General features: G+C 65.4%; 14 protein-coding genes. 4 read left to right on the top strand and 10 right to left on the bottom strand.

Going from position 1 to position 15,395, the window contains the following annotated elements:
- Positions 1 to 197: 197 nt before the first annotated feature.
- The 7 genes from CAG33_RS14835 to CAG33_RS14805 all read right to left on the bottom strand — a co-directional run bounded on the left by CAG33_RS14835 (position 198) and on the right by CAG33_RS14805 (position 5,462).
- Positions 198 to 1,355 carry a glutathionylspermidine synthase family protein gene (locus CAG33_RS14835; protein WP_085586010.1) on the bottom strand — a complete coding sequence of 386 codons (1,158 nt, stop codon included), beginning with the start codon at positions 1,353 to 1,355 and terminating at the stop codon, positions 198 to 200.
- A gap of 2 nt (positions 1,356 to 1,357) precedes the next feature.
- Complete coding sequence (locus CAG33_RS14830; protein ID WP_085585824.1) at positions 1,358 to 2,047, bottom strand: DUF1190 domain-containing protein; 690 nt, start codon at positions 2,045 to 2,047, stop codon at positions 1,358 to 1,360.
- A gap of 17 nt (positions 2,048 to 2,064) precedes the next feature.
- Entirely contained in the window at positions 2,065 to 2,490 is a 426-nt protein-coding gene (locus tag CAG33_RS14825) for a DUF350 domain-containing protein (protein WP_085585826.1), read from the bottom strand.
- Between the two features lie 13 nt (positions 2,491 to 2,503).
- Positions 2,504 to 3,154 carry a DUF2491 family protein gene (locus tag CAG33_RS14820; RefSeq protein WP_085585829.1) on the bottom strand — a complete coding sequence of 217 codons (651 nt, stop codon included), beginning with the start codon at positions 3,152 to 3,154 and terminating at the stop codon, positions 2,504 to 2,506.
- Between the two features lie 215 nt (positions 3,155 to 3,369).
- A complete protein-coding gene (locus CAG33_RS14815) occupies positions 3,370 to 4,068 on the bottom strand; it encodes a PspA/IM30 family protein (RefSeq protein ID WP_085585831.1) in 699 nt (232 codons plus the stop codon).
- Between the two features lie 17 nt (positions 4,069 to 4,085).
- Entirely contained in the window at positions 4,086 to 4,754 is a 669-nt protein-coding gene (locus CAG33_RS14810; protein WP_085585833.1) for a YjfI family protein, read from the bottom strand.
- 153 nt (positions 4,755 to 4,907) lie between these two features.
- Positions 4,908 to 5,462 carry a cysteine hydrolase family protein gene (locus CAG33_RS14805; protein ID WP_085639002.1) on the bottom strand — a complete coding sequence of 185 codons (555 nt, stop codon included), beginning with the start codon at positions 5,460 to 5,462 and terminating at the stop codon, positions 4,908 to 4,910.
- 101 nt (positions 5,463 to 5,563) lie between these two features.
- Here CAG33_RS14805 and CAG33_RS14800 point away from each other — a divergent pair, with 101 nt between their 5' ends.
- The 4 genes from CAG33_RS14800 (at position 5,564) to CAG33_RS14785 (ending at position 12,013) form a co-directional block, all read left to right on the top strand.
- On the top strand, positions 5,564 to 6,559 hold the full coding sequence (locus tag CAG33_RS14800; protein ID WP_085638999.1) for a GlxA family transcriptional regulator: 996 nt from the start codon (positions 5,564 to 5,566) through the stop codon (positions 6,557 to 6,559).
- Between the two features lie 42 nt (positions 6,560 to 6,601).
- On the top strand, positions 6,602 to 9,973 hold the full coding sequence (locus CAG33_RS14795; RefSeq protein ID WP_085638996.1) for a hypothetical protein: 3,372 nt from the start codon (positions 6,602 to 6,604) through the stop codon (positions 9,971 to 9,973).
- A gap of 182 nt (positions 9,974 to 10,155) precedes the next feature.
- Positions 10,156 to 11,292 carry a DUF3182 family protein gene (locus tag CAG33_RS14790; RefSeq protein WP_085638993.1) on the top strand — a complete coding sequence of 379 codons (1,137 nt, stop codon included), beginning with the start codon at positions 10,156 to 10,158 and terminating at the stop codon, positions 11,290 to 11,292.
- Entirely contained in the window at positions 11,255 to 12,013 is a 759-nt protein-coding gene (locus CAG33_RS14785; protein WP_085585843.1) for a S9 family peptidase, read from the top strand. Before CAG33_RS14790 ends, CAG33_RS14785 begins: the two co-directional genes overlap by 38 nt.
- A 67-nt stretch (positions 12,014 to 12,080) precedes the next feature.
- Here the strand turns inward: CAG33_RS14785 and CAG33_RS14780 are convergent, their stop codons facing one another.
- Genes CAG33_RS14780 through CAG33_RS14770 form a run of 3 tightly spaced genes read right to left on the bottom strand, consistent with a single transcriptional unit; the run spans position 12,081 to position 15,138 of the window.
- Positions 12,081 to 13,064: a lysylphosphatidylglycerol synthase domain-containing protein gene (locus tag CAG33_RS14780; protein ID WP_085638990.1), complete on the bottom strand. Its 984-nt coding sequence runs from the start codon at positions 13,062 to 13,064 to the stop codon at positions 12,081 to 12,083.
- The gene (gene clsB / locus CAG33_RS14775) at positions 13,061 to 14,344 is read right to left on the bottom strand and encodes a cardiolipin synthase ClsB (RefSeq protein WP_085585847.1); all 1,284 of its coding nucleotides are present in this window, start codon (positions 14,342 to 14,344) and stop codon (positions 13,061 to 13,063) included. The genes CAG33_RS14780 and clsB overlap by 4 nt, the downstream gene beginning before the upstream one ends.
- Positions 14,341 to 15,138 (bottom strand): endonuclease/exonuclease/phosphatase family protein, encoded by a 798-nt coding sequence (locus CAG33_RS14770; protein WP_085638987.1) that lies wholly within the window; start codon positions 15,136 to 15,138, stop codon positions 14,341 to 14,343. The genes clsB and CAG33_RS14770 overlap by 4 nt, the downstream gene beginning before the upstream one ends.
- Between the last annotated feature and the right edge of the window lie 257 nt (positions 15,139 to 15,395).

Here is a 15,395-nt window from a genome sequence, read left to right as displayed (position 1 = left end):
GCAAACTGGCCCGGATCGTATTCGCCCTGCTCAAAGGGCAAAGCGAATATGAACCAAAAGCAGGCTGAGGGCTTTGCCTCAACCATAGAATCTCCCACAGGGTTTCGGGGTGAATGCACGATCTGTGTTCACCACAACACTGTGGGAGCCAGCCTGCTGGCGATGGCATCAATGAGGCCACCACATGGCAGGCCCGCTCAGTCGAGGATCAGGTGCGGCAGGAACCGGCTCGAATCCTTGGTGATCAGGCTGTTGTCTTCCCGTACGCCGATCCCCGCCGGCTGGTCGCCGATCACCCAGGAGCCGATCAGCGTGTAGCTGTCGCCGAACTTCGGTAAAGGCGCGAGTTCCTGCAGGATGAACGGCGCATCGGTGTAGGGCCCGTCCTCTTTGACGGTCAGGCCTTCAGCGGTCTGCAGTTCGATGTTGGCGCCTTCCCGGGAGAAGTACGGCTTGCGCACCCAGCCCTTGGGCACCGCAGCGGCCGGGTTCGGATCGAGGTGGGCGGCCAGCAGGTTGGGATGGCCGTTGTGCATTTCCCACAGCAACGGCAAGACGCCCTTGTTGGAGAGGATGGCCTTCCACGCCGGCTCGAAGAACTGTGTGTCGCACTGGGCGATCGCCGCGCCGAACGGTTCGTGGAAGATGAATTCCCAGGCGTGCAGCTTGAACAGGTGGGGGATCCAGCGATCCTCCAGGTCGACAAAGCGGCCGTCGGCGCTCAGGCCGATGTCTTCGATGTCGATGTGGCGCGATTCGATGCCGGCCTTTTCCGCGATCAGGCGCAGGTAATCCGTGGTGCCCTTGTCCTCGACCGAACCTTTCATCGAGGCGAAATAGAATGGCCGTTTCAGCCGCAGATGGGCGAAGGCCTCGTGCAGCCGGGTGTCGATGCTGTTGAACTGGTCGGCGCGCGCCGGCAGCGTCCCGCGCGCGATGCCCTGTTCCAGCCAGCCCCACTGGAACGCCGCCGCCTCGTACAGGCTGGTGGGGGTGTCGTAGTTGAGTTCCAGCAGTTTCGCCGGGCCGTTGCCGCTGTAGGAGAAGTCCATGCGCCCGTACAGATGCGGATGACCTTCCAGCCAGGACGTTCGGATCATGTCGTAGTACGGTGCGGGAATGCTCAGGCGATCCAGCAGTTCTTCGCTGTGCACCACCCGATCCACCAGATCCATGCACATCTCGTGCAGTTCGGCGGTCGGGTCCTCAAGGTCGTTTTCGATCTGCGCCAGGGTGAAGCGGTAGTAGGCGCTTTCGTCCCAGTAAGGCTCATCGTCGATGGTGTGGAACAGAAAGCCGAGGCTTTCGGCCGTCTGTTTCCAGTCGGGGCGCTCGGCGCACAGGATCTTTTCCATGGTCAGCTGCTCGAGCGACCCCATCCGCCCCACCCGCTGCGGGCGCTGGACTGACTGCCGAAGCCGCCGCGGGAGGTGGCCGAGGCCACGTTGACCGGTTTGCGGTAGTCGCTGTCGTAGTCCTGCCGGCTTCTGGCCGGCGCCGATTCGATCCGCCGGTTCAGCGTCGAGGTGTCATAGGTCTGGCGCGTGTTGCGTTCGCGGTAGACCGGCGGCGGGCTGTAGGTCGAACGGCTGTTGCTCAACGCATTGCCGATCAGCAGGCCGGTGAGGAAACCGTTGCCCGAGCCGCCGGACGAGTGGGTGACATGGGTCGTTTGGGCGGCCTGGGCTTCGCCGGCCGGCATCGGCGCATCGGCGATCGCATCCAGATCCTGCACCGCTTCGCCGTTGCGCGGCACCTTGAAGCCGCCGAGCTTGGGCACGAACCGGCCGGCGGAATTCTTCTGACACCAGTCGGCGGCAAAGTCCGCGTCGCAGGCGGCCTTGTCGTCGTAGGCCGGGGCGATGCGCCGGTGTTCGGCCAGGGCCGCGACGTACGCGTCCGAGCAGATGTCCGCCGCCACGTCGGCATCCACGCACTGTTCCACGCTCTGGAAGCTGCGCGGTTGCTCCACCGCACCTGCCTGGCCGGAGATGGCCAGCGCCACCGAGGCGGCCAGGGACATCTGGACGTACTTGCTTCGTTTCATCACAGGCTCCCTGCCGGTCAGTTGGACGGTGTCATGCACGCAGCGTTGAGCATGCCCACGCTGATCGCCACGGCGGCGACATAGATGCCGGAGGCGATTTCGCCGTTGGCGATGCGCTGGGACGTGCCCTTGAGCACCAGGCCGGTGGCCAGGAACGCCAGCAGTTGAACGGCAGCGGCGATCACCGCCCAGAGGACGAAATCCAGGAGGTTGATCGAGTAGGCGATGACGTTGCTGGCCGGGATGGCGAAACCGATGATCGCGCCGGACAGGGCGATGGCCGCCGCGCTGTTGCCGGCGCGGATCAGCTCGAATTCCTTGTGCGGGGTGATGCGGGTGTAGACGAACTGAAACAGCATGAACAGCAGCACGGCGCCGATCAGGTAGACGACGAAACCGACCAGTGCGGTCTTGTTCAGGGAAACGGACAGCGCTTCCAGCATGGCAAACTTCCTTTTAAACGGTGCTCAGGTCGGTGGTGTACAGCGAGATGCCCAGCGAGGTGCTCAGGCTGACGGTGCCTTCTTCGTCCTGTTCGACGGAGAACAGCAGCAGTTCGCGACGCTCGGTCAGGCCGGTTTCCCGGGCGTAGAGCATCGAGTGGTGTTCGATGGTGTAGGTCTCGTCCGGGTTGGCGACGTGTTCGGTCAGCGGCACCAGTTCGGTCTGGCCGCGTTCGGTGCCCCACTCACGGCTGAACGACACGCCGTCGAGGGAGTAGGTCGGCAGGCCGACGGGGCTCTGGGCGCCGGCCAGGCGCTGCAGTTCCGCGTCGCTGTTGACGGTCACGTAGTCGACGTAGTTGAACAGCGTCACCGATTCGATCTGGTCGTCGCCGGTCACGTGGACCTGCAGCCAGAAATCTTCGTTGTCCAGGTAGTAGCGGTGCAGCTTGTTCGACTGGCCGAGGTCGATCCAGCCGGCGCTCCAGATCGCCTGGGCGTCGGGCACCCGCACCGACGAGCTGCCGTCGAGCAGAAGCCCCAGGGTCGAGTCGAAACGGATTGCCTTGCCCTGCGCCAAGCCGAGCGGGCCGTCTGACGGTCCGGACGCTTGCGGTGCCGTCTGCCAGTTGCTGGTGCCCAGCAAGTCTTTGAACCATCCCATGGGTACTGTCCTTGAGGCGGGTGGAGGTGATCGTCAGCGAAAAACGCGGCTAGTGTACCGGGCTGCGGGCTGAACGAGCAGAGGGATTTGCCGATGGGGGACTGATTGAGGCGGTGGTTCCGCCGGCGCCATCGCCAGCAGGCGGGCTCCCGCCGGTTCCGGATCTTGCGCAACGCTGTGGGAGCGAGCCCGCTCCCACAGGTGGTGCAGGCGGTTTACTGGGCCGACTTCTGCTTCAGGCGCTCAAGGATCGCGTTGGCGCTGCCTTCGTTCGGCGTGATGCCGGCTTCGCGCAGCTTGCGGTCCAGGTCGTTGCCGGTCGAGGCATCGGCCAGTTCGTCCGCCGCGCTGAGCTCGGCGGCGCGCTGTTGCTGCTTGGCCTGCAGACGGTTCAGCGTACCGACGGCGGTCTCCAGCTTGCCGTTGGCGCCGCCGCTGGCGATGGACGCGCTGACCTGGGCCTTCTGCACGCTTTCGCGGGCCTTGGCCATGTCCACTTGCTGGCGCAGGCTCTTGATCCGCGCCTCGGCCTTGTTGATGTCCTTGCGCATGTTCTCGGCGTAGGTGCCGAACTCGTCGCTTTGCTTCTTCTCGGCGTCGAGGTCGTTGGTCAGGGTCGAGATCGCTTCGGCCACTTCCAGCGCCAGGTCTTCGCGGCCGGCGTTCAGGGCCGACACGGCCTTGGCTTCCAGGTCCTTGATCTTGGCGTCGTACTCGCTCACGCGGTCGGCGGACAGCTTGTGCTTGGCCATGATGGTGACCAGCTCGCGGCGGGCGTTGGACAGGGCGCTGTCGGCATCGCGGATTTCCTGGTCGAGGATGCGCAGGGCCTGCTGGTCGACGATCGCTTCGCCGACTTCGTTGGCGCCGCCGCGCAGTGCGGTGAACAACTTGCTCCAGATGGACTGAGTCATTGGATTTTCCCTGTTGGTTACTTGAAGAAGTGCGCGAAGGCTTCGCTGGCGCGCTGCACGTTGTCGACCAGGGTCTTCACCTCGGTGACCACGTTGGTCAGGCTCGACTCGGCGCTGAGGGCGCCGAACATGTTGTAGACGGTCTGGCCGTTGGGCATGGACTCGATGCCGATGGACGACAGCGGGAACATTTCCCGGCTGCGCAGCACGGCGTCGTTGAAGGCGCGCACGTCGGTGATCGAGTCGATGTCCACCAGCACGGTGTCGACGATGATCTGCGCACCGGCGATGGCGATGTGAATCGGCAGGCCGCCGAAGTCGTTCATCTCCAGCTTGAGGCTGGGTTCGGAGCTCTGGATCAGAGACAGCGTGATCTCCTGCGAAGCGACCTCGTCCAGCGCCTTGAAGGCGGTGTAGAGGCTATCGATGTTCCAGTTGTTGCCTGCGCTCATGTAATTCTCCGACATGAATGAGCCAGCCAGAATCGGTTGGCGTAGCTGTTGCTCCATTTGCTTGAGCACGCCCCGGTTCTCCGGAAGCACCCAAGCTTCGTGTTTCACATAACCGGCGGCCGCCAGGCCCGCGCGCATCTGCTTCATGTAGAAGCTCGACGGTTTCTTCGCGGACGGTGTCGAGCGCACTCCCTTCGGGCTTTTCGGTTCCGCATCGGGGGAGCGGCTTTTCATGGCGATGACTCCGTTATGAACATCTCACGCGTGAGCCACACTACAGCCAATCCAAAGTGCCATCAATGGCTCACGCGTGAGATTTTTTCCGCTGCACGAAAGAAGGCCCGCAACAGGGCGGGCCAAGGTTTTTCCGGTTGTTTCAAACAGTGGTCAGCGGTTGGCCGACAGGAACTCGGCGGTGGACACCACGCTGGCGTAGGCAAAGGCCAGCGACGCCATGAAGGCGGCATGGACGTGGTCGGCCGGCACGGTGAGGCCGTTGAACTCCAGGTCGCGGGTGGCGCAGGCGTCGTGGATCACCGTGACACCGTAGCCAAAGTCCGCGGCGGCCCGGGTGATGCCGTCGATGCACATGTGGCTCATGCTGCCGACCACCACCAGTTCCTTGATGCCTTGCCCGTCGAGCAGCGCTTGCAGTTCGGTGTCGCGGAAAGCATTGACGAAATGCTTGAGCACCACCGGCTCGCCGGCGCGGTTGAGCACTTTGGGGTGCAGCTTGGCGCCGTCGGAGCCGGGGGTGAAGAACGGCGCGTCGGCGGAGGTGAATTCGTGGCGGATGTGGATCACCGCGTCGCCCGTCTCGCGGAACGTAGCGAGCAATTGCGCGGCGTTGTCGGCGGCGGCGTCGGCGCCGGTCAGCGTCCATTTGCCTTGGGGGAAGTAGTCGTTCTGGATATCGACTAGGATGAGCGCTTGCTTGGCCATGGGTGTGTCCTCGAAGGTTGGCGTGTCTGTGGGTTCAGTATTGGCGACGGGGCGCGTACCGAGGATTGGCCGCCCCGACATTACACAGGGGAAAACTGACAATGGGCGCAGATAGGGCCGTCGTCGAGCTCGGGGTGCTGATCTACCCCGGCGCGCAGATGGCGGCGGTGCATGGCCTGACCGACCTGTTCGCGGTGGCCGACGCCATCGCCGCCGAATATCAGACCGTGCAGCGCCCGCTGCTGCGGGTCAGCCATTGGCGGGCGGCAGACGAACATGCGCCGGCGCGGGTCTACGACAGCCGCCCCGGCCCGGATGCCGGGCTGGTGGCGGTGACGATTCCTCCCTCCATCGGCGGCTTCGATGCGGCGACGGTGCCGGGCGGGCTGATGCCGTGGATGCGGCAGCAACACGCCGCTGGCGCGACGCTTGGCGGTGTCTGCGTAGGCTCCTGGCTGCTGGCCGAAAGCGGCCTGCTGGACGGCCGCCGCGCCACCGCCCACTGGACGGCAGCCAAGGCGTTCGCCGAACGTTATCCAGCCATCGAGCTCAAGGCCGACACGCCGATCGTCGATGACGGCGACCTGATCACCACCGCCGGGCTGATGGCCTGGTCGGAACTGGGGCTGCGGCTGGTCGACCGGTTGCTGGGGCCGAGCGTCGCCAGCGCCACCGCACGGTTCCTGGTGGTGGAACACAGCGACAGCGCCAGCGAATGCGGCAGCAACTTCGCGCCGATCCTCAACCATGGCGACGCGGCGATCCTCAAGGTGCAGCACTGGCTGCAAGGCACCGGTGCGACCGATGTGTCGCTCGCGGCCATGGCCGAACGCGCCGCCCTGGAGGAACGCACCTTCCTGCGCCGTTTCCGCGCGGCCACCGGCCTGAAACCCACCGAGTACTGCCAGCACCTGCGGGTGGGCAAGGCCCGGGAGCTGCTCGAATTCACCAACGGCACCATCGACCATATCGCGTGGACGGTGGGGTATCAGGACCCCGGCGCGTTCCGGGGCACGTTCAAGAAGATCACCGGACTGGCGCCGAGCGATTACCGGAAGAGATTTGGTAGCATGCCGCCATCACCGGGCCGTGCTTGACGGCCATCGGCCCCGACTCAGGCGATACCGACAAGGATGTTCATGAACGATTCTCCCGACAGCAACCCACGAGGTTCCGCCGGCGGCGCCGCCAGCACCGGCGGGGCGGTCTATGCCGGCTCGGTCGGAGCATGGTGCGCCGTCGAGATGCTGCTGGGCCATGCGGCGTCGTTGCCCTGGAAACTGAGCGACCGGCACAGCATTGTCTCGATCGCCTGTGAGAGCTCCACGCAGGTTGACGACCTGGTGCTGCGGCTGCTGCCCGAAGGCTCGGTCTACATTCAGGTCAAGCACGGCCTGGTGATGGGGCCTGAGTTCAAAAAGGCGATGGACCAGATGGTCCGGCAGTTCTGGAGCGACGGTTTCTCCCGCACCGAAGATCGGCTGGTCATCGCGACGGACTCCTCCGCGTCGGGCACGGTACGGGTGGCCGTGCAGCAAGTGCTGAACACGTGCCGCGATCTGGCCGGCGACGCAAAGCTTGAAGGGTGCGTGACCAGCGAGGCGACGGGGGCGGCGTTCAAGCGGTTGAGAACCTGTTTCGTCGACGAGTCGAAAAGACTGAAAAAGACGGATGCGGACATCGAGGAGGGCTTTCGCGGGTTTCTGGGCTGCACCCACCTGTCGGTCTTCGACACGCTCCTGGATCTGGAGCAGCATCACGCGATAGAGAAACTGCGTCAGGTCGTCGATCCGCAGCAGGCTTCGCAAACGTGGATCCTGTTGAATGTCACCTGCCTCGACATGGCAAAAAACCGCAAGTCCGTGGATCGTCCCGGACTCTGGAACATCCTGCGGCGCGAGCGCATCGATGTGTCCCATCACCGGTTGTCGTTGGCCGGGATGCAGGTTCGGCTCGAAGACATACTCCGGGGCATGACCGAGCAGCGGATCGACCAATTGCTGGGGCTGGGGAAATTCATACCCCATCTTTATGTGCCGCGCGTGGATCTGGATCGGCACCTGGAACAGTTCTGCGAGGCGCCCAGCTCCTTGATGGTGATCGTGGGCGGCTCGGGTCAGGGGAAAACTTCCTGGTGCGCGCAACGCGGCCGAACCGTGACGAAACGGCCGACCCTGCTGATCGGGGCGGAAAGCCTGGCGGTCGGCGATGCGAGCCTGAATGACAGTCTGAGCCGGCTCATCGTCGGGTATGTCCAAGAGCACGGCGGTTATCCGCTGCAAGCGCCCGAGCTGGCGCAGTGGCTCAAGCACACGCCGCTGCTGGTGATCATCGATGGCCTGGACCGGGCGTCTTCGTTCAGCGGGCATCTGAGCCAATGGATGGACGCCAGCCTGGCGCAACTGACCCAATCGCAACTGCAACTGGTGCTGACCGGGCGTCAGGAAACGATGGATCGCCTGAAGGCCCCGCTGGAGCTTTCTTCGTTGGTCTATCGACCGCAGAAGGGGGGCTGGCAAATCCGGCTCCAGGAATTCTCCAAGGAGGAGGCTTTCGCCGCCGCCGTTCTGTTGGGGGATGTCGGACTCGCGCGCTACCGGCATCCGAGCATGATGTCGTTCTGTGCGCAGATCCGCGCGCGCAGTGACGTTGAGCTTGAGCAGACGCAGATCTTCGATCGTTTCATCGAACATCGCATGAGTCAGGTGATCAATGAACACACGATCCTGGAGGAACAGTTGAGCCTGTTTGTCGAGCGCCTTTCGCGGGCCTTGGCGAATTCGGAGCAAGGGGTGCTGGCCAAGCAAGAAGTGTTTGGCATGCCCGGCTTCGACCCCTCAGCCTATGAGGCCCTCAAGCGGGCCAACTTCATTGTCCAGAACCAAGGTGTGTTCCGCATCGAGCCGGACGAGATCTCGGAGCGCCTTCAGGGGCACCATGTGGATGTGCCGCAAACCATCGCCGGGCTGGATCGGGTCAAGGCGTTCCCCCTGAAGGTGGGCGCCTTGCGCTTTGCCCTGGCTGACCTGGCCCGGCGCGATGCGGGTCGGGCCATCGAACAACTTGAGCACCTGGTCGAGTACGCCGGGCATGAGCGCTTCGGCATCGCCCGCAGCCTGGTCTGTTCGACATTTGAGGCGTTGTCCGATTGGCGCTCGCTGGAGCCTTTGGCGACGAAGCTGGGTGAGGGCTACACAGGCAACAGCATCCTGATGCTGCTTGAGTCCGACAACGCATTGCTTGACTTGATGGCATCAGGGCGATGGAGCGCCGAACAACGGGTTCGTCTGCTCTGGACGCTGGCGAAGACAGAGACGGGAAGTGAGTGGCGCCAGAGGCATTGGAGACGGATTGACCGGGAGCCGAACTTCCGTGTGACGCCCTGGCGCGAGCGGATGCTGGCCGCCGTGCGGGAACCGCAGTCCGATGCCTGGCGTTTTCTGATTGAGCGCTTCGACTCGGAGGCGGCCTTCGGGGATTACGACGAGGCCAACCTCGGGCACCTCGCCCGGGGGCTGTTCTTTCTCGGCGCCGAGACCTGCATCTGGGCAGCGCTCCAGGCTTTGACGCAGTCAGAGGGCAAGGAAAGCGCGGACATGATGGAAATGCTCGCCAGAGAATACGCCGGGCAAGTGCTCGGCCTGATGGCGCAAGTGCAGGCTTCGGCCCTGTTTGGGGTGAGGCACAAGCAGGCGCTGGCCCGGGGCCTGTCCGCACTGCCGGTCCCCCCGGAAATCGCGCAGGCCGCATCGGGGTTGATGGAGGCAACGGACGATCCCGAGCTGCGCACCACCTGTCTGCGCATGCTGGCGCGAGGAGGCGATGCGGCGTCGGTGTGGAAACTGATCAACGCACCGGGTTTGGCTGATGTCGATGTGGCCGTGTGCCTGAGTTATTCGGGCACGCAGTTCCAGGCATTCGCCGAGCGTGTGTTCGAGCGGGTGCTGCAGCGCGAAGCCGAAGTGCAGGCCTTGAGCGGATTTCATTACGGGCTGGGCAAGCCTGAACAGATCGGTGCCCGTTTCGCCGTGCTGGCGCCGCTTTTCACGCAAGTGCTTGTGCGGTTGCCCGAAACCGCGAATCCGGTGGCGCGGATCCTTGAGAGCTTCATTCGCGAAGCGATCGATCACGACGCGACATGGCCCGGCGTGTTTGAGCTCGCTGAGCGAGTCCTGCTCTCGGAAGACGTGAATGCGCGGCGAAAAATCCTTTACGCCTGCACCGGGGAAGACTCGGATACGCCGGGCATCGAGGGGCAGCGGTTGCGTACCCGAATAATCGACACGCTGGTCGAGCGGGAGACGGATCCCAAGAACCTCGAACTGTTGCAGGTGAAACTGCTGTCCGATCAGATCGGTCACCCCGATGTGCCGCGGTGGCTCTCTCGGATGATGAGCAAAGATGCCGGCGTGCCCACTGAGGATACGGTCATGCAGGCTGGATGGAATGCGGATGCTCAGCGAATCGAACACGTCGTGAATGCGGCGCGGTCTCTTCTGTGGAACGAATAGGCTGTGTGACCCTTCGTGCAGAATGCCGTGCACTTTCGGCGAGTCGTGCAAAATGCGACAGGCGCAGCGCCATCAGCCCGTGGGCGGGCGCCTGAATCCGTTGGTTTTTTTCGGGGGCGGCACCTGGCCTGATCCCTGCACCGCTTCCGACTGAATCCATCGAACCGCCGGAAGGGGAGCCCATGACCCCGACAGCCCGCAGGAAACTGGTGGTCGCCCACTCGGTGCGGCCCGACGCGCCGCAGCATGAGGTGCAGACCAACGCTGCGCTGGCCCGTTGGCTGGCGCAGATACTCGGGCTGAAGTTCGGCGGCGCCTTCGATCCGGCCAGGCACCGTGGCCGCGACCTTTACCTGCTGCCGACCCAGACTGTCGTCGGCCCTGACGCCGCCCGGAGCCTGGGCATCCACGGCCCGGACGACTTGTGGGGCGGCTACGTCGAGCACGATTTCATCTGCACCAAAGCCATCAGCCACGGACTGCGCAGCCATCAGGCCCATGCGCCGGCAGGGTGGTCGCCGCTGTTTTCCGAGCGGGTACGCACGGTCGTGCTCGACGGCCTGAGCGTGTTCGCCCTCGACGATGCGCGGCCCGCCGCCGAGCACCTGCTGTACGGCGGGCCGATCCGCCTCAAGCCGATCCACGCCTGCGCCGGACGGGGACAGGAGGTGATCGCCAGCCTCGACGCCCTCGACGAAGTCCTCGCCCGGCCGGACGCCGCAACGCTGTTCGGTGACGGCGTGGTGCTGGAGCAGGACTTGAGCGAGGTGGTCACCCACAGCGTCGGCCAGTCGTTCATCGGCGACACGGTGCTCAGTTACTGCGGCGATCAATACTTGACCGAAGACGCCGCAGGCGAAGCCGTCTACGGCGGCTCGAACCTGCTGGCGGTGCGCGGCGGCTACGAAGCCCTGCTGGCGCTGGATCTGGCAGATGACGTGCGGCTGGCCGTCGGCCAGGCCCAGGTGTTCGACCGCGCCGCCGATGAGGCGTACCCGCGCTTCTACGCCTCGCGTCGCAACTACGACATCGCCCAAGGCCTGGACAGCGCCGGCAAGCCGCGCAGCGGCGTGCTGGAGCAATCCTGGCGCATGGGCGGCGCGAGCAGCGCTGAAGTCGCGGCGCTGCAGTGTTTCATCAACGATCCGCAGATGCCGGCGGTGTATGTCTCATCCGTGGAAACCTACACCGACCAGGCCCTGCCGGCGGACGCCATCGAGGTCTACCGGGGGCCGGCGGAGCACAGCGGTTTCCTCCTCAAATACGTGACGGTCAACGCCTATGACGGCCAGAAGCGAAAGCATTCAAATCGACATTGACGACGAACAGATGAGCGGGACGTTCCTCAGTCCCAAATCCAAGGTGCCCGGCGTGCTGTTCGTGCACGGTTGGGGCGGCAGCCAGGAGCGTGACCTGGAACGGGCCAAGGGCATCGCGGGGCTGGGCTGCGTGTGCCTGACCTTCGACCTGCGCGGCCACACCGGCGGCACCGGCATCCCCTTGAGCCGGGTCACCCGCGAAGACAACCTGCGCGACTTGATCGCGGCCTACGACCGACTGCTGGCCCACCCGGCGCTCGACACCTCGGCCATCGCCGTGGTCGGCACCAGCTACGGCGGTTACCTGGCGGCGATCCTCACCTCGCTGCGCCCGGTGCGCTGGCTGGCGCTGCGGGTGCCGGCGCTGTACCGCGACGAGCAGTGGCACCTGCCCAAGCGTGACTTGGACAAGGCCGACCTGCGCGATTACCGCGCCACGTTGGTGCCGGCCGGCAGCAACCGGGCGCTGCACGCCTGTTCGCAGTTCACCGGGGATGTGCTGCTGGTGCAGTCGGAGACCGACGACTACGTGCCCCACGCCACGATCATGAGTTACCGCGCCGCGTGCCAGCAGACCCATTCGCTGACCCACCGCATCATCGACGGCGCCGACCACGGGCTGAGCGATCCGGTGTCGCAGCAGGCCTACACCTCGATCCTGGTCGACTGGATCACCGAGATGGTGGTGGGTGAGCGGCTGAGCATCATCCAGTCCCGCTGAATCAGGCGTAATGCCTGCTGGCGCCATCGCCGGCAGGCTGGCTTCCTCGGAACGATGACGCCGTCCCTCAGGAGGCCTTTCTCTCGATCCGCAGCGCCTTGGCCTTGGCCTCCACCACCAGGTACATCACCACCGTGATCAGCAGCGGCAGCAGGAAATAGATCGCCCGGTACGCCAGCAGCCCCGCCACCAGGCTGCCCCGCGACGCCTCGTGCTGGAGCAGGGCGACGAACACCGCCTCCAGCACGCCAAGCCCCGCCGGAATGTGGGTGACGACCCCGGCGATCGCGCTGATCAGCAGCACCCCCAGCACCAGCGGATAGTCGAGCTTGCCCGGCAGCAGGGTGAAGATCACCGCAGCCATCAGCGACCAGTTGAGGGCGCCCAGCAGCAGTTGCAGCACCGCCATGCGCAGCGACGGCAAGTTGATTTCCACGCCCCGCACCGACCATTCCCGGCGCCGGGAGAACCGGCACGCCGCCAGGTAGCCGGTGCTGGCCAGCAACAGCAGGGCGCCCACCCCTTGCAGCGCATCGCTGCTCAGTTTCCAGCCCGGCGGCATGCTCACCAGACCGCTGCTGAACACGACGCCGGCGATGGTCATGTAGCCGAACCAGTTGGTGGCCAGGCTCAGGCCGAGGATCTTGGCGATGTTGCCCTTGCTGACGCCCAGCCGCGAGTACAGCCGGTAGCGCATGGCGATGCCGCCGACCCAGGCGCTGAGGTTGAGGTTGAAGGCGTAGCTGATCAGGCCCACCGGCAGGATCTGTTTCCAGGTCAGGTCCTGGCGGATGTAGGTGCGGCCGATCAGGTCGAAACTGGCGTACACCAGAAAGCTCAGCAGCGTCAGGCTGGAGGCGATGAGCAGCGTGCGGGCCTTGAAGTCGGCCAGGGTCTGCAGCACCTCGGCCCATTCGATGCGGCTGGCGAACATCGTCAGCAGCACGATCAGCGCCAGGAAGAACAGCAGCGTCAGCGGGCGCTTCCAGCGGTGCCAGCGGGAGCGGGCCGGCGCTGCCGGATGCGCCGCTTCGGCAGTCGGGCGGCTCATCGGATTTCGCTGCCGGGTGTGTGGGTGAACGGCGCCAACCTGGGCTTGTGCGCCGGCAGCCAACCGGCCATGGCCGGGAAGTGGCGCAGGAAGTGGAACACCAGCAAGCCCACGGTCATGCGCCAGAGCCGCCCGCGCGGCACGCTGGCGGGATCGACCGCCCGGCAGTGGTCGCGGCTGAGCTGTTCCAGGTGCTCGTGCAGTTCGCGGTTGAACGTGCGGTCGCGGATCAGCACGTTGGCCTCCAGGTTCAGCGACAGGCTCAACGGGTCGAGGTTGCTCGATCCGACGGTGCTCCAGTCCTCGTCCGCCAGTGCGACCTTGCCGTGCAACGGGCGCTCGCAGTACTCGTGGATCTGCACCCCGGCCCGCAGCAGGTAGTCGTAGGTCAAGCGTGCGGCGAGTTTGGCCACTTGCATGTCCGGCTGGCCCTGGAGGATCAGCCGCACCTCGACGCCGCGCCGGGCTGCATTGCGGATCTCGCGCAGCAGCCGGTAGCCGGGGAAGAAGTACGCGTTGGCGATCACCACCCGGCGCCGGGCGCTGCGCAGCACCTGCAAGTACACGTCTTCGATGTCGCGGGGGTGCCGGTCGTTGTCGCGGAACACCAGGCGCACCTGGCCGTCGTGCCCGTCCAGGGCCAGTTGCGCCCGGCGGTCGCGGCGGCGCAGCCACCAGAACCGCGCCCGGCCCGGGCGGCCGCTCTGCAGCAGGGCGAAGTGGTGGATGTCGGCCACCGCCGGCCCTTGGATCTGCACCGAATAGTCCTGCTTGGCTTCGGGGCCGAAGTCCGCCAGGTGGTCGCCGGAGAAGTTGATCCCGCCCATGAACGCGATTTGGCCGTCGACCACCACGATCTTGCGGTGCAGGCGCCGGAACCAGTTGGTGCGGATGCCCAGGCGCTTGGGCGCCGGGTCGAAGATCTGCAGGTGCACGCCGGCCTCGCTGAGCGCCGCGAGGTAGCCGGCGCTCAACTCGCCGCAGCCGAACCCGTCGAAATTGACGGTGGTGCGCACACCGCGCCGGGCGGCGTCGATGAGGATCTGCTGCAGTTCGAGGCCGACCTTGTCCTCGAACACGATGAACGTCTCCAGCAGGATTTCGCTCTGAGCCCCGCGCAACGCGGCGAACACCCGGGGGAAGTAGGCTTCGCCGTTCACCAGCAGTTCGACCCGATTGTTGCCTTGCCAGCCGTAGTCGACCTCGACGGCGCCGGGCTCGCGCACCGGGGCGGCGGGCAGGGACGCAAGTGTGGATTTCTCCAGCGGTGCGCTGCTCATGCTTCGATCTCCACGGACAGCGGCACATGGTCGGACAGGTGTGACCAGGGCCGGTTGGCCAGCACTTGTGGGCGGCTGGCCTTCAGGTTGCGCACGTAGATGCGGTCCAGGCGCAGCGCCGGCAGGCGGGCGGGAAAACTGCGTGCGGGTTTGCCGTGGCGCTCGGCGAACACCTCGCGCAGGCCACAGGGCCCGAGCAGCGCATCGGCCTGCTGGCGCCAGTCGTTGAAGTCGCCGGCGACGATCAACGGCGCGTCGTCGGGCAGTCCGGCCAGGTATTCGGCGAGCCGCATCAACTGGCGGGTGCGGTGGCTTTCGCGCAGGCCCAGGTGCACGCAGAACGCATGCAGTTCACGGTCGTCCCCCGGCAGGCGCAGCACGCAATGCAGCAGCCCGCGGTTCTCGTGGCCGCTGATCGACACGTCGAGGTTGTCATGGCGCACGATCTGGAATTTCGACAGCAGCGCATTGCCGTGGTCGCCCTCCGGGTACACCGCGTTGCGCCCGTAGGCGAACTGCGGCCACAGGCTGTCGGCGAGGAACTCGTACTGCGGCATGGTCGGCCAGTCGGCGAAGCGCTTGGGGTGGTGTTCATGGGTGCCGTGGACTTCCTGCAGAAACACCACGTCGGCGGACACGCTGCGCACCGCTTCGCGCAGCTCCGGCAGGATGAAGCGCCGGTTCAGCGCGGTGAAACCCTTGTGGGTGTTGACGGTGAGCACCGTGAACCGGCACGTGGTGACGGACACCGTGGCCTGCTCGTCGGTGACGCCGATCGGCTCAGGGATGCTCATGGCCGCACCCCGCGATGCCTTGGGTATTCGATTGGATTCGCCGCCATGCCGTCCTCCCGTCCGAAGGCCGTTTGCAGGCCCTGTCTGTGGAGGACTGGCGTCATGACGGGAAAGTTTCGGCGGGGCTACGGGCGGTAGGACGCCCCTGGGGGGCCTTCGCTGGCAACATCGCCAGCAGGCTGGCTCCCACAGGTTCAGCTGCCCCCCGCAATTCCTGTGGGAGCGGCGGTGCGACGACTCGACTTGCCCGCGATGAC

The sequence above is a fragment of the Pseudomonas sp. B3(2017) genome (genome assembly GCF_002113595.1).
Lineage (GTDB): Bacteria > Pseudomonadota > Gammaproteobacteria > Pseudomonadales > Pseudomonadaceae > Aquipseudomonas > Aquipseudomonas ekonensis.
This window is presented reverse-complemented; position numbering and strand designations above follow the sequence as displayed.

What these genes read in the sequence shown, in the direction of transcription:
- CAG33_RS14770 (WP_085638987.1), bottom strand. Translation starts at nt 15,138, where the DNA reads ATGAGCATCCCTGAGCCGATCGGCGTCACCGACGAGCAGGCCACGGTG.
- CAG33_RS14785 (WP_085585843.1), top strand. Translation starts at nt 11,255, where the DNA reads ATGACGGCCAGAAGCGAAAGCATTCAAATCGACATTGACGACGAACAG.
- CAG33_RS14790 (WP_085638993.1), top strand. Translation starts at nt 10,156, where the DNA reads ATGACCCCGACAGCCCGCAGGAAACTGGTGGTCGCCCACTCGGTGCGG.
- CAG33_RS14835 (WP_085586010.1), bottom strand. Translation starts at nt 1,355, where the DNA reads ATGGAAAAGATCCTGTGCGCCGAGCGCCCCGACTGGAAACAGACGGCC.
- CAG33_RS14800 (WP_085638999.1), top strand. Translation starts at nt 5,564, where the DNA reads ATGGGCGCAGATAGGGCCGTCGTCGAGCTCGGGGTGCTGATCTACCCC.
- CAG33_RS14780 (WP_085638990.1), bottom strand. Translation starts at nt 13,064, where the DNA reads ATGAGCCGCCCGACTGCCGAAGCGGCGCATCCGGCAGCGCCGGCCCGC.
- CAG33_RS14810 (WP_085585833.1), bottom strand. Translation starts at nt 4,754, where the DNA reads ATGAAAAGCCGCTCCCCCGATGCGGAACCGAAAAGCCCGAAGGGAGTG.
- CAG33_RS14830 (WP_085585824.1), bottom strand. Translation starts at nt 2,047, where the DNA reads ATGAAACGAAGCAAGTACGTCCAGATGTCCCTGGCCGCCTCGGTGGCG.
- CAG33_RS14825 (WP_085585826.1), bottom strand. Translation starts at nt 2,490, where the DNA reads ATGCTGGAAGCGCTGTCCGTTTCCCTGAACAAGACCGCACTGGTCGGT.
- CAG33_RS14815 (WP_085585831.1), bottom strand. Translation starts at nt 4,068, where the DNA reads ATGACTCAGTCCATCTGGAGCAAGTTGTTCACCGCACTGCGCGGCGGC.
- CAG33_RS14805 (WP_085639002.1), bottom strand. Translation starts at nt 5,462, where the DNA reads ATGGCCAAGCAAGCGCTCATCCTAGTCGATATCCAGAACGACTACTTC.
- clsB (WP_085585847.1), bottom strand. Translation starts at nt 14,344, where the DNA reads ATGAGCAGCGCACCGCTGGAGAAATCCACACTTGCGTCCCTGCCCGCC.
- CAG33_RS14820 (WP_085585829.1), bottom strand. Translation starts at nt 3,154, where the DNA reads ATGGGATGGTTCAAAGACTTGCTGGGCACCAGCAACTGGCAGACGGCA.
- CAG33_RS14795 (WP_085638996.1), top strand. Translation starts at nt 6,602, where the DNA reads ATGAACGATTCTCCCGACAGCAACCCACGAGGTTCCGCCGGCGGCGCC.